Origin of the sequence: Flavobacterium bizetiae, from assembly GCF_024271895.1 — a bacterium.
Taxonomy (GTDB): domain Bacteria; phylum Bacteroidota; class Bacteroidia; order Flavobacteriales; family Flavobacteriaceae; genus Flavobacterium; species Flavobacterium bizetiae.
Window position 1 is genome coordinate 3,516,816 of the sequence record NZ_CP091861.1, and the last position, 13,578, is coordinate 3,530,393.

Here is a 13,578-nt window from a genome sequence, read left to right on the forward strand (position 1 = left end):
TTGAGTAAAGCATTGTGCTTAAAACTTTCTTGGATTATTTACCGGATCTTTTTCTTCGAGATCCTGATCGATGTCGTATTCCTGGTCAAGTTCGTCTTGTTTTAAATGGTCTGTGGCAAAATTGTCGGGATCACGATCGTTTTCATCATATTTTTCTATAAGATCATCGTCAAGATCACTTTCGTCAAGGTCTTCATCTGGATTTTCTTCTTCAAAATAATCATCGTCTTCGTTTTCTCTGTCAAGGGCATCAGCGAAATTATCATCTAAATCATCAGGATCTTCGTCCTGATTTAAGAATTGATCTTCCTCTGCATCATATTCTTCATCCATTCTTTTTTGATATTCGTCGACATAACTTTCGTCACTTTCGTCATTATTGTTATTTACGGCGTAGATATCGTTTTGTGTTTGATCAGCTGCAAGACGAATATCATCTTCAGGATGAAGAATGCGATCGTCTTTAAGATAACTTCCTATATGTCTGCTTGTTTTATGGTTTGAAGTATTCATAGCTATTTGAGTTTAAATTATTAGATAATTAAAATTCATTTTTTCTGATTCTAAATGTCTCACTCAAAATTAGTTAGGAAGTAGTCGTATTTACTTATAAAATTTGAAATAGTAATTATATAATTAACAGCATTTTAGCTTTTATAAAAAGAAATTCTTAGTGATTTTGCCATAAATGAAAATTATATAAGCAGAAAAGAAGATTTTGTAAGTAATTTTTGGTCAATTTTTAAAATATTTGAATAGAATTAATTGCGGGAAGTTATGTGCTTGCAGTTAAGAATTTAAATGTATTTGTTATGAATAAAAAAGGACCCATAGTAGTCATAGAGAATAAGCAGGAAGACCGAAAATTATTTATTGAGGTTTTTAGCGAACTCAACTACGCCAACCCAATTATATATTTTAATACCGCCGAAACGGCTTGCAATTATATGCTTCGCCATCAGATTAAGCCTTTTTTGGTGTTTTCTGATATTGTTTTGCTGAATGTGATGAATTATAAAGTGATGGAAACGAATCCGGATAATAATGGAGTAGGGACGATATTCAATTGTCCGTACTTGTTTTTTACTACTTTGTTTGAGCAAAGTTTTGTAATCGATCCGTATTCTCTGCCAACGCACAGTTATTTTGTGAGACCTTTTGATTATGTGAAGTTCAAAGAGGTTATCAAAACGATTATAGAATATTGGCGAAAACCAAAATCTATTGCACAGTACAATAAGATCGAGATCAAATCGGTTAAGATTGAATAAACTTCAATAAAAAAATCCATTCGTCGCAACGAATGGATTTTTTATTTTTAATAGTTTGTGTGATCGAATTTACATATTACCGAATCGCATATCTTAGTTTAAGTCCGTAAGAAACCAATCTGACATCATTTGAAAAAGAAGAGTCAAGTATGCTGTTGTATTGCAACTGCACAGGTAATTGCGGATTGTATTGTACCAGATTTTTGCTTCCTTTATTATCATAAACATTATTCAAACCGTAGTCCAAATAAAGTCCGATATAAATAGCACTGCGATCACCAATTTTTTGTTTTAAACCAGTTTCGAATGTAGCAGAATAAGATACCTCTGTATTTAGATCTTGTTTGCTTGTTTTTAGGTCGTTTACGTTTTCAAAACCAGCAAATGCAGGACTAAACAATTCTACATTATACTGCGGATAATACCCGCTTGTAGTAAGGTTCTGGAAAGTGCTTTGGTAAGTTCCGTTTGTAGCGAAACCTATTTTAGCTCCTGCTGCAACATATAATTTTGTATCTCCGGGAGTTTCAAACTGAATACCAATTGGAATGTTGATGTATCCCAGTTTTTGTTCCTCTCTTAAATTAGTTGCTTTGTATCTAAATTGAAAAGCTTCATTTTCAGCATCAATAGCATTGTATTGTCCGTTAAAAAAGCCATACTTTACATCAGAATTATAGGTTTGATATTCAACACCAATGCCAATACTTAAACCTTCATTTAAGTAATAAGAATAGCGAATTCCTGCATTTATACCATTTCCGGGAACTACATCTCCGCCAGAATTATACTTTAGAAATGAAAAAGGTCCTCCTACAGCTATTGATAATTCTTGTTTTCTGTCCTGAGCGTAACTGTTTAGGCAAGTTCCTAAAAGTAGTGTAACGATTGACAGTGATGTTATATAGTTTCGTATATATTTTTTCATCTTATTTTTTATTATGTCAGTACTACTCTAAAGTAGTACTGACAGATTTTATTTATTTACAATTACTTTTAGTGTTTTCTTGATATTGGCAGTTTCAATAACTACAACATACATATTACTTTCAGCATCTGGTAACTGAACTTCAGTTCTTACCGTAGATGATTTCAAAGTTTTTACCAATTGGCCAGAAACAGTATATAAGCTTATTTGCATATTTTCTAATTCTTCGGCAGGGAAATCTGCTTCAACTGTAATGACTTGTCCTGTTTGAATTGGGTTAGGATAAAGTCTTGCCGTTAACGATTTTTGAACCGTAATTTTGGTACTACAAGTTTGAAGAATTTTTCCGTCTTTGGTTGTCATTTTTACACTAAAATCTGCAGAAGTATCTAATGAATTCGCTAAATCTTCTCCCGCTGAATAGTATTGACCTGTTCCTACCAACTGTCCGTTTTTAAACCATTGGTACGAAACAAATTCGTAACCTCCGTTTGTCTGAGGATTGTTATTTATAAGCAATACATTGTTGAATTTTTGATGAACAATGTCATAGAAACCAAATGGTTTTTCTATCGTTAAGGCATAAGTAGCCGTTGCTGTTCCGTCTTGTGAAGTTACAGTAACATTTTGCGTATAAATTCCAGGTTTAGGAGTTGTAATCGTAAGATTAGCAGCAGGTGAGAATGTCGCTCCGGTTTCATTTGTGAAACTAACGTTTGGATTATTCTCATCACATCCCATCACGTATGTAATTTGTTTCGCAGGATTTTGATATACTTTGTTACCAAGTGTGATTTTAGTAATGGTGATATCATTGTTTTTGATGACAAGAACTTGCTCTACATTTGCAGCAGGTAAATAATTGTCATTACCATCCTGATGTGCTACAATCACTAAACTACCAGATCGTAACAAATTAACTAACCCTATTGCAGAAACATTTGCAGGTGGCAGGGCAGAAGTGTATGTAAATGAATAACGAATTGGTAAACCTGAATTAGAAGTAGCATCTAAACTGAAGTCATTAAGTACTCCTAAAATTTTAGCAGGAATTGCACCAAAAGTAATCAGTTGCGCTGCTTTGTTAATCGTAAGTTGTGCAGTAAGTGTAATTGGCGAACAATTTGGTGTACTTGCTGCAGGCGAAACGATTGCAGTAACGGTATAGGTACCAGCATTAATTGCACCATTTAAAGTACTTGCGGCTGGCGTAATAGAATACGCTACAGTAGCTCCCGCAGGAAGATTAGCCACTTGTAATGCATGAAGATTTCCATCAAAAGTATACGAAGCATTGCTAAAAGTTACCTGATCTAAAGGTGAAGCTGTTACATTAATCGTTTGATTTTGAAATGAAGTATTTCCATGTCCGTCATTATAAGTCCATTTGATGGTATACGTTCCTACAGCTGTATAACTTAAAGGATCAGTTGTAGTAGCATTTATAATTCCTGCACAATTGTCTGTTGCTGTTGGAACAGGAATTTGTGATGCCAAAACTGAACAAGTATTTGTAATTGCAGGTAGATTTGCTACATCAGGAACTGGTGCAGTTACATCTGGAGTGGTTACGATTGTTACTGTTTTTGTAGCAAAACATCCTTTAGCATCTGTAATAGTTACTGTATAATTTCCTGCACTAAGTCCGGTTGCTGTTGCTGCAGAACCTCCAGAAGGTGACCATGAATAAGTATAATTACCATTTCCGCCTGTTGCAGTAACAGTTGCAGTAGCATCGGAAGTACCAATACAAGTTACATCAGTTTGTGCAATCGTAGCGTCAAGAATTGTAGGTTCAGCTATAGAAACATTCTCTGTTATACTACAATTATTTTCGTCTGTAATGGTTACAGTGTAATTTCCAGCAGCTAATCCTGTTGCTGTAGCAGCAGATCCTCCGGTTGGAGACCATGCATAAGTGTAGTTTCCAGTTCCTCCTGTTGCATTTATTGTTGCAGAACCGTTAGATCCACCATTACAAGATACATCTGTTGTTGTAGTGGTTGCTGTAATTGCAGTAGGTTGTGTAATTGTGAAATTTTGTGTTTTAGTACATAAGTTAGCATCTGTAACTGTTACAGTATATGTTCCGGCAGCTAATCCTGTTGCAGTTGCTGCAGTTCCACCAGAAGGTGACCAAGAGTAAGTATAGCCTCCAGTTCCTCCTGTTACGACAACACTTGCAGATCCCGTTACGGCACCATTGCATAATAGATTAGTTTGCGAAGGTGTAATATTTATAGCAGCAGGTTCCGTGATTGTAAACGTTTTTACAATAGAACATCCGTTAGCAGATGTAATCGTTACGGCATAATTTCCTGCAGTTAAATTAGCTGCTGTATCGGCATTTCCTCCAAAAGGAGCCCATACATAAGTAAATGGACCCGGAGCACCACTAGGAACTACAGTTGCAGATCCTGTATTAGATCCATTACATAAAACATTAGTTTGAGATGTTGTGGCAACTAAAGTATTAGTTGTAGTAATAGTAAAGTTTTTAGTTAGCGTACATCCGTTACCGTCTGTAATTATGACACTATAATTTCCAGCTAATAACCCTGTTACAATTTGTGTCGTAGCACCATTTGACCATGAGTAAGAATATGGAGTAGTACCACCATTAACATTTACTGCAGCCTGACCACCTGTTGAACAAGTTGCATTTATCTGGCTTGTTGTAGCTGATAATATTGCAGGTTGCGTAATAGTAAAACTTTTTGAAACAAAACATCCGTTGTTATCTGTAATTAAACAGCTGTAATTTCCAACAGTAAGACCAGTTGCAGTAGCTGCTGTTCCTCCAGTTGGAGACCATAAGTACGTATAGTTTGATGTTCCTCCAGAAGCAACTACGGTTGCTGTACCAGTTGCGCCTCCATTACAAAGAACATTAGTTTGTGATGCAGTTGCAGCTAAAGGACTTGGCTGGTTTATTGTTATACTAGCAGTAGTAGAACATACATTAGCGTCTGAAATTGTAACTGTATATGTTCCAGCAGGTAATCCAGATGCTATTGCAGCATTTCCACCAGTTGGTGACCAAGAGTAGGTATATCCACCAACTCCACCTGCTGGAATTACAATTGCAGTACCATTAGTGCCTCCATTACAAGAAACATCTGTTTTTGAAATTGTTCCAGATAATGCAGCAGGTGATGAAATAGTTATGTTTTTAACTAATGTACAACCATTAGCATCTGTAATGGTACAAGTATAGTTTCCTGCGGGTCTTCCGTTAATAGATGATGTTGAACCTCCAAGCGGAGCCCATGCATAAGTATAACCAGGTGTACCTCCTGATACTGTTACGCTTGCACTACCATTGCTTCCTCCAAAACAACTTACACCTGTAGAAGCTGTAGTTGCAGCTAAAGCTGTTGGCTGTGTAATAGTAAAACTTTGAGTAGTAAAACATAAGTTTGCGTCTGTAACTGTTACAGTATAAGTCCCGGCAGCTAATCCAGATGCTGTTGCAGCAGTTCCTCCAGAAGGAGACCATGAATAGGTATAAGCTCCAGTTCCTCCTGTAGCTGATACAGTTGCAGATCCGGTTGTACCACCATTACATGCAATATTAGTTTGAGCAGATGCGCTAGCAATTAAAGCTGATGGCTGCGTGATAGTAAAACTTTGTGTAGTCTGACATAAGTTAGCATCTTTTACAGTTACTGTATAAGTACCTGCGGTTAATCCTGTTGCCGTAGCAGCAGTTCCTCCAGAAGGAGACCATTGATAAGTATAAGTTCCAGTTCCTCCTGTTACTGCAACAGTTGCAGATCCAGTTGCAGATCCATTACATAGAATATTAGTTTGTGCAGCTGGTGTTGCTACTAAAGCAGCAGCAGGGCCGCCAACAACAATACCCGTTATAGTTTTGACACAAGCGTTAGCATCAGTAATGGTAACACTATAAGTTCCTGCAGTAAGACCGCTAGCTGTAGCCGCAGTCCCGCCAGATGGTGCCCAAGAATAAGTATAACTCGGAGTTCCGCCTGTTGCTGTAACAGTTGCACTACCATTAGATCCTCCAAAACATGAAACCGATGTTGTTGATGTTGTTCCATCTAAAACTGGCGGCTGTGTTACATTGATATTTACAACTTTGGTACAAGCATTAGCATCCGTAACAGTTACACTGTAAGTACCAGCCGTAAGACCTGTTATTGTTTGTGTTGTAGCTCCTGTATTCCATAAGTAGCTATAACCTACAACTCCTCCTGAAGGAGTTACACTAGCAGTACCATTAGCTCCTCCATTACACGCAACATTTGTTACAGAGGGTAGTGCATTTAAGACAGATGGTTGTGATACCATAATATTACTTATGGTTTTGATGCAAGCATTTGCATCAGTAATAGTCACACTATAAGAACCAGCAAGAAGACCTGTTATAGAAGAAGTTGTAGCTCCTGTATTCCATAAGTAAGTATACGGACTGGTTCCTCCTGTTGCAGTTATAGAAGCAACACCATTTGATCCACCGTTACATGCAACGTTTGTTACAGCAGGCGTACCATTAAGCGCAGCTGCTGGCTGACCAACAGTAATACCCGTTATAGTTTTGGTGCAAGCGTTACCATCGGTAATGGTAACACTGTATGTCCCTGCGGTAAGACCTGTTGCTGTTGCAGCAGTTCCTCCAGACGGTGACCAGGAATAAGTATAGCTTCCGCCTCCAGTTCCTCCAGTTGCTGTTACTGTTGCAGTACCATTTGATCCTCCAAAACATGACGCTGCTGTTGTAGAAGTTGTTCCATCTAAAACAGGCGGCTGAGTTATTGTAATATTATTTAGAGTTATAGTACATGAATTTGCATCTGTAACCGTTACGCTGTAAGTACCTGCTGGACGACCTGTTATAGCAGCTGTTGAAGCACCTGTATTCCATAAGTACGTATAACCTCCGGCTCCTCCTGTTGCTGTTACAGAAGCGACACCATTACTGCCTCCATTACATGATACGTTTGTAACAGCAGATGAAGCACTTAATGCAGATGGCTGTGTTACTTGAATATTACTTACTGTTTTGGTACAAGAATTTGCGTCTGTAACCGTTACACTATATGTTCCGGCTATAAGACCTGTAATAGCAGCTGTTGTAGCACCAGTATTCCATAGATAAGTATAACCTCCGGCGCCTCCTGTTGCAGTTACAGCAGCAACACCATTAGAACCTCCATTACACGCTACGTTTGTAAAAGCAGGTGTAGCGTTTAATACAGGTGGCTGGGTTATAGTAGCAGATCTTGTTATTTGTGTTCCTTCACCATCAGTAACGGTTACAGTATAAACTCCAACACCAAGAACAGATGCTGTTGCATTTGTTCCTCCAGATGGCGACCATGAATAAGTATAAGGAGTTGTGCCTCCGCTTACAACAATTGTAGCAGTACCATTGTTTCCTCCGTTACAGCTGACATTTGTTTTAGAGATTGTTGCCGGAGCAGTTAAAGCAGCGCCTGTAGTAAAATTTGATTCAGCACCATAACTGGTACCGCCGGCATTGGTAGCATAAGCTCTGTAATAAATAGTTGTTGCAGATGGAAGTCCTGTTATAGTAGCGCTAAATGTTCCTGTTCCCGTTCCATTCTGAACTTTATGATCAGCAATAGTTGGAGCTGTAGTTGTAGCCCAAACAATTCCTCTTTGAACGGTTGCATCACCACCATCTACGGTTAAATTTCCACCCATTACAGCAGAAACAGCTTTAACACTTGTAGCTGTTGTAGTTGAAACAGTTGCAACTACAACAGTAGATACTGCAGGTGTAGGATAACTAGTAGGAATAATTCCTAAATCAGTAGCTCCATTGCTATGTGACCAGTATGTGGCTGACGGATTATTAATTTTTGCCAATAAATCAGCAGTAGTACCTGTCAAAGTTCCTATGTATTTACTGTTATTCTGTTCAGGACCAGGTGCCGGAAATAAAGAAATACAATTCACACCATTAGTTAAACCGGGAGGTAATGAACTTTCAGATCCTCCAAATAAATTTGCTTGTGCTGCATTATTCCATGTTGTCGTAGCGTCATAAGTCGAAGAGTTATAATCTGCATGGATACCTGCAATAAATGTAGGTGACGCCGGTTCTGGACCTGTTGCAGATTGATAGGCCAATATCTGGTCGCCGGAATTAGCAAGATTAAAACCTGTACCTGACGCAAGTGTTATTCCAGTTGTACCTGTAACTGTAAAAGTATCAGCCGAAGTTTCGACTATTGATACAATTTTACCGGCAGGTGTAAAGGCTGGAACAGTCCACAATAAGTGCGTCTCGGGATTTGATGTAATCCATGCACCATTTCCCCAGCCATCTTCTGTAAAATATACAAGCGTTCCGGCATTGATATCTTTAAGAGTGATAAAAGAGAAACCATCGGTTGGAGTTCCCGCTTGATAACCAATAAAGGCTATATCACCTGGGGCCAGAACAGTTGCCTGGGCTTTAAGGTTTTGTTGTACAAAGAATGTACACAAAAAGATGATAAATAAGAGTAATTTTTTTTTCATAACATACAGTTTAGTTTAATGACATAAATAGGCATTTTGCCATCCGCCTACGTAATCGGGCTTTGCAAACGAATTAAAAGCTCTGGTAAATTGCCCGTCATTTACAAATGTTTCAATTTTATTGAAGCTTAAATCGTTAGAAGAATCAAAATTTAATTTATACATATAATGATTAAATATTGTTCTGTTAGTGTCTTTGTCAAATTCAATATTACCTCTTGGTCCGGCTATATTCAATTTGCCAATTTGTTCAATTAAAGAACTTATACTAAGATTATTTTCTGCATTTAGGAGAAGGTTTTCTAATATAAGTCCGTTTTCATACCCTAAAATAGAAAAGACTGTCGGGGTCTCTGAGTATCTATTTTTATAGTTCTCGGTAAAATTGGTGCTATCGCCATCATTTTGCATCCATGAACTCACTACATAAAGATCATGAGGTTCATTTTTATAGTTTTCAAGAATCTTATCATTGATAAAAAACGGAGTAACATAAAACGGATATTTTTTAGTTATTTTATTTTGGTTTACAAAATCAGCATTTTCTTCAGCATACAAACCACTATAGAAAGCAAAAACAGCATCTGGTTCATACGAATTAATAAACTGCCACATGTATTCAGATTCGTCTTCTCTGGGCACAAAAGGAGTGATGTAGTGGCCTGAAAAAATTGTTTTTTCTTTAAAAGCATATTCAATTGCCGCCAGCATACCATAACCTGAATCATAAAATGAAGTTGAGGTTACGACTTTTTGATAGTTTTTGGCGGTTAAATAAGTTCCTAAATGATAACAGGATTCCGTTAATCCAAAAGAATTGATGTAAACACCTTTATAAGGAGATGTTTCATAAGGCATTGTTGCTCCGGTATCTGCGGCAAGTAATAGAATATCGTTTTTAGAGGTATAATTATAAACCTCAGACATATTATAATGCCCAAAAAAACCAACGATAATATTTATATCCTCTTGAAAATTTAATTTTTGTATTTTATCAATTATCATTTTTTCATCAGCACCAATACCAATACTTTCCACAAAAAACTTCACATTGAGATTATTAAGTTTTAATCCTCTCATAAAATCTTTGTCCAGAGTAGGGTATTGTTGTGATTTTGGAATTAGAATTCCTATTTTAATAATATCTTCCATAAAATGAGATTAAAAAAACAGAGGCATAATTGCCTCTGTTTCATTTTAATTGTATTAGTTTCTACTAGGAAAAATTCCTTCCATAGCGATACAAAAGTTTATACCTAAGTATGGATTTCTTGAGCCAAATGGTTGGCTACCTCCTGCAACACCTGTAGCACCGCTAATTGTTGCAGTTACACCACCAACTGCATTATTTGTTCCTCCAGTTTCACTATAGATATTTGGAGTATTACCGCCAGCAGCAAAATTATTATTACCACCATCAGGATCATTGCTGATTGGTTTTGCGCTTATTGCATTGACAGCTACAGTAATAGGAGACGTAGCAGCAACAAGAGGATGACCATGTATAGGCATGTTGTTTGCTGTAAGCGTAATGTTTTCAGTACCACTTATTTCTCCCATAACGATATTAGTTAAGCCATTTCCTTGTCCTTGACCTACAAGAGATCTACCTCTTAAATCAGGCAAAGCAAATGTTGATGTACCATTGCCTCCATAAGTTGTTCCAAGTAGTGCAAAGAGTGCATTGTATTGCGATATGGGAACTAGTTGCCCATAACATAATTGCCAACCTCTTGGGTTAAAGTTAAATCCGAATGCTAGAATTGTTCCTAAAAATACGTCCATAATTGTTTTTGTTTAATTGGTTAATGTTAGTGATAGATTTATTAATGGTTAATATGATTTGATTACAGTTTAGTTTTTAATTGTTCAATAACGAAGTTACTTTATGTAATCTTCTTACAAGCAGGTATTTACACCTGTTTTTTGAATGGTTAAAATATTTGCAATAAAAAAAGAAAGTATTTTGTTGATGTCTCTAAACACTCTGTAATAAGCACTCCTTCTTCAATTTGATTTTAAAAGTAGATATCTATTACCTATAACAAGAAAAAGATGTTACAGAACGGCTTTTTCATGTCATGAAATCTATTTTTAATGTCAGATAAATTTTGAATGATAACTTCTAATTATGCGAATTCATTTTTCTTTGAAAAAAGTTACTTTTTAGTGAAAAATGTATTAATGATACATCGTTTTAGGCTTGTAGAAATGAGGTTTTGTGTATTTGAACGAATAAATTTACAAAAATAAATAACATAACTATCAGGTAGACAGTGTTTTTTGTGTAAATTCTTATGTAATGAATAAGCAGGAGAGGAGTAAGCTTATATTCGTTTAATAACTATCTTATGTCCGGAAATGCCGGAAGATAAAAAGGCAGGTATAAAAGTTGTTGAGTTTGTAGTCGATTGAGGTAAGATGAATTGTCTAACATCAACCCGCAATTTTCCTGAATTGATTTTTTATAGGAAACAGGGAAGAACTTTAGGATAATTTATGTAACATACTTTTGTAAAATGTCAAGTCTTTCTTTTACAGTCAAATCACCTTCCAGAAACAAAGTAGCGCATTGTACTTCTGTTAACCATTGTTTTTGCTGTCTAAGGCTTCTGCTTGAAGTATTTTCTTCTAAATCATATTCGGCTGCCCATGCAAGAAAAGCTTTGTATTTAGCATTTAATTTTTCGTCGGAGAGTATTTTATCTCCATATCTCGAGATTTCCCTTTCAATCAATCTTTGCATTCTAAGTTCTTGCGGAATATATAATAAAACAATAAGATCAAATAAAAACTTATAGTTAGTATGCCAATGAAATATGGAACCGGTAACTACTACATCTTCCTTAGAATAAAAATCATTTTCAAATAAAGAATTACGTTCATCATCAATTCTTGCTTCCTGAAACGGAGGTTCGGTTTTTTTCCAAAAATAATCATCAGAATCCAGGTGTAAAAAACGATCATTATTTTTTACGAAATAATCGCCCAATGTTGTAGCACCGGCTCCTGATGCGCCCATAATCATTATTCTCATTTTGTTTTTGATTAATATGTAGTAATTCAATTTAGAATATAAAAATAGTCATAATCTTAAAGTTGACTTCAGTTTATTTAAGTTGAAAAATAGAAAAATTTTCTGAAGTAATGGTGAGTCGAAATAGTTTTCTTAACCAATCAACTCAGTACGATAGCGGATTACTTCACTAAGTTGTATATTTGCGATTAGTTTTTTAAAATACATTAAAGCCTGTAATGTTTCAATTTTTGCCACTAGATCCAAAAACGATTTTTATACTTTATTTTTGGGGAAACTTATTTATTTGCATTCTTATTTTTAGTTACTCGTTTTCATATGCTACCGTTGAGAACAGAAAAAAACTAAGAACCTTTGGCAATGGTAAAATATTATTAACCATAGGATGGGTTTTAATTTTTTTAAGAAACATCATCCCGGATTTTATTTCTATTAATGCTGCCAACTCAATAATTTTGTGTGGTACATGTTGTGAAACAATAGCGATAATGTCTCTTCTTAAAACGAAATGCAACAGACGGTATCATTTACAAAAAGGACTTACAATTGCCGGAATACTAGTTTTTAACCTGGCGACATTGTTTGAGAATACGATCAACACGCGCATTTTTATTATGTCGATGGCAATATTTTTTATTTATTTACCGCCAACGATAGGTTACTTTAGAGAAAAAGGAACTAATTTTTTCCGAATATTTTATCTGCTTTGCTATGTTTTATTCGAAATTTTAATCTTTTTACGAGCGATTTACAGTCATATCGATCCGCAACAATATTTTTTCAGGCCCAGTATTTTTGATAGTTTATATAGCATAAGTTTATTTTTGCTTACCCTTATTGGTACTGTTGGATTTTTATTGTTGGTGAAGGAAAAACAGGATTCTAAAATCAAGAAACTTCTAAACGATAAAAATTTATTCTTTTCGCTTATAGCACATGATTTAAAAGGACCCTTGGGATCTTCAGTTACATTATCAGAAATACTAGCTCAGAAAATTGATACTTACAGCCATGAAGAAATTAAGGAAATTACAGGAATGCTTCATGAATCGAACAAAAATATTTACAAACTGCTGGAGAATTTGCTAGACTGGTCGCGTGTGCAAACCGGAATGATAGAATACAATCCTCAAAAAGTGGTTTTAAATCAATTAATTGAAGAAAATATAGCGCTCCATAAAAATAGTGCTTTAAATAAAAATATAGATTTAAGTTTTGAACCAACCGAAATTATTGAAGCTGAACTGGATAAATACATGATTGATACTGTTTTGCGAAACTTACTGACCAACGCAATTAAATTTACAGATCAGCAAGGCGAAATTAAAATTACAATGCAGATAACGAATGAGAAAGTAGAAGTATCTATTACAGACAATGGCATCGGAATTCCTGATAAAATAAAAGAAAAACTGTTTAAAATTACCGGAAAAGTAATTCAAAAAGGAACAGAAAATGAAACCGGAAATGGTTTAGGATTATTGCTTTGCAGTGAATTTATAAAAAAACACCAAGGCGAAATTTGGGCCGAAAGTGAATTTCGAAAAGGAAGTACTTTTAAGTTTATTTTACCATTAGGAAAATAAAATTCCAATATTAAAAATTCCAAATTCCAATGTTGGAGCTGTTTTTAAATAATATAAAAAAGAGGAAAAGATTTTAAGCTTTTCCTCTTTTTTATTGGAATTTGGAATTTAAGATATTGGTATTTAGTACTGGAATTTGGAATTTAAAAAATTGAGATTTTAACAAAGCATTTGTTTAAAAAAAGTTCCCCAGTTTCATAAGGGTGTGAAACTGGGGGACAAATAAAAAAATAAAACACAATC

The 13,578-nt window shown here is 35.5% G+C and carries 8 protein-coding genes and 1 pseudogene; 2 read left to right on the forward strand and 7 right to left on the reverse strand.

Going from position 1 to position 13,578, the window contains the following annotated elements; genetic code table 11:
• Window positions 1–18 precede the first annotated feature (18 nt).
• On the reverse strand, window positions 19–513 hold the full coding sequence (locus tag L0669_RS15125) for a hypothetical protein (protein WP_263758589.1): 495 nt from the start codon (window positions 511–513) through the stop codon (window positions 19–21).
• Between the two features lie 299 nt (window positions 514–812).
• On the opposite strand from L0669_RS15125, the gene L0669_RS15130 reads away from it, so the two are divergent.
• Window positions 813–1,271 carry a response regulator gene (locus tag L0669_RS15130; RefSeq protein ID WP_173969494.1) on the forward strand — a complete coding sequence of 153 codons (459 nt, stop codon included), beginning with the start codon at window positions 813–815 and terminating at the stop codon, window positions 1,269–1,271.
• Window positions 1,272–1,347: 76 nt separating this feature from the next.
• On the opposite strand, the gene L0669_RS15135 is transcribed toward L0669_RS15130, so the two are convergent.
• The 6 genes and pseudogenes from L0669_RS15135 to L0669_RS15160 all read right to left on the reverse strand — a co-directional run bounded on the left by L0669_RS15135 (window position 1,348) and on the right by L0669_RS15160 (window position 11,749).
• Complete coding sequence (locus L0669_RS15135) at window positions 1,348–2,199, reverse strand: outer membrane beta-barrel protein (RefSeq protein ID WP_173969493.1); 852 nt, start codon at window positions 2,197–2,199, stop codon at window positions 1,348–1,350.
• A 48-nt stretch (window positions 2,200–2,247) separates the two neighbouring features.
• On the reverse strand, window positions 2,248–8,712 hold the full coding sequence (locus L0669_RS15140; protein WP_263758590.1) for a T9SS type A sorting domain-containing protein: 6,465 nt from the start codon (window positions 8,710–8,712) through the stop codon (window positions 2,248–2,250).
• A 15-nt stretch (window positions 8,713–8,727) separates the two neighbouring features.
• Window positions 8,728–9,864, reverse strand: a complete 1,137-nt coding sequence (locus L0669_RS15145) for an ABC transporter substrate-binding protein (protein WP_263758591.1) — start codon at window positions 9,862–9,864, stop codon at window positions 8,728–8,730.
• A 54-nt stretch (window positions 9,865–9,918) separates the two neighbouring features.
• Window positions 9,919–10,272, reverse strand: a complete 354-nt coding sequence (locus L0669_RS15150) for a phage tail protein (RefSeq protein WP_263763979.1) — start codon at window positions 10,270–10,272, stop codon at window positions 9,919–9,921.
• A gap of 54 nt (window positions 10,273–10,326) precedes the next feature.
• A pseudogene (locus L0669_RS15155) lies at window positions 10,327–10,497 on the reverse strand (phage tail protein); the annotation flags it as partial.
• Window positions 10,498–11,209: 712 nt separating this feature from the next.
• Window positions 11,210–11,749, reverse strand: a complete 540-nt coding sequence (locus L0669_RS15160; RefSeq protein ID WP_263758592.1) for an AAA family ATPase — start codon at window positions 11,747–11,749, stop codon at window positions 11,210–11,212.
• A 488-nt stretch (window positions 11,750–12,237) separates the two neighbouring features.
• On the opposite strand from L0669_RS15160, the gene L0669_RS15165 reads away from it, so the two are divergent.
• Entirely contained in the window at window positions 12,238–13,335 is a 1,098-nt protein-coding gene (locus L0669_RS15165) for a sensor histidine kinase (RefSeq protein WP_263758593.1), read from the forward strand.
• Window positions 13,336–13,578 lie beyond the last annotated feature (243 nt).

Excerpts from the sequence above, each read along its gene's own strand:
- L0669_RS15125 (WP_263758589.1), bottom strand. The coding sequence starts at position 513 with ATGAATACTTCAAACCATAAAACAAGCAGACATATAGGAAGTTATCTT.
- L0669_RS15130 (WP_173969494.1), top strand. The coding sequence starts at position 813 with ATGAATAAAAAAGGACCCATAGTAGTCATAGAGAATAAGCAGGAAGAC.
- L0669_RS15135 (WP_173969493.1), bottom strand. The coding sequence starts at position 2,199 with ATGAAAAAATATATACGAAACTATATAACATCACTGTCAATCGTTACA.
- L0669_RS15140 (WP_263758590.1), bottom strand. The coding sequence starts at position 8,712 with ATGAAAAAAAAATTACTCTTATTTATCATCTTTTTGTGTACATTCTTT.
- L0669_RS15145 (WP_263758591.1), bottom strand. The coding sequence starts at position 9,864 with ATGGAAGATATTATTAAAATAGGAATTCTAATTCCAAAATCACAACAA.
- L0669_RS15150 (WP_263763979.1), bottom strand. The coding sequence starts at position 10,272 with ATGGGAGAAATAAGTGGTACTGAAAACATTACGCTTACAGCAAACAAC.
- L0669_RS15160 (WP_263758592.1), bottom strand. The coding sequence starts at position 11,749 with ATGAGAATAATGATTATGGGCGCATCAGGAGCCGGTGCTACAACATTG.
- L0669_RS15165 (WP_263758593.1), top strand. The coding sequence starts at position 12,238 with ATGTCTCTTCTTAAAACGAAATGCAACAGACGGTATCATTTACAAAAA.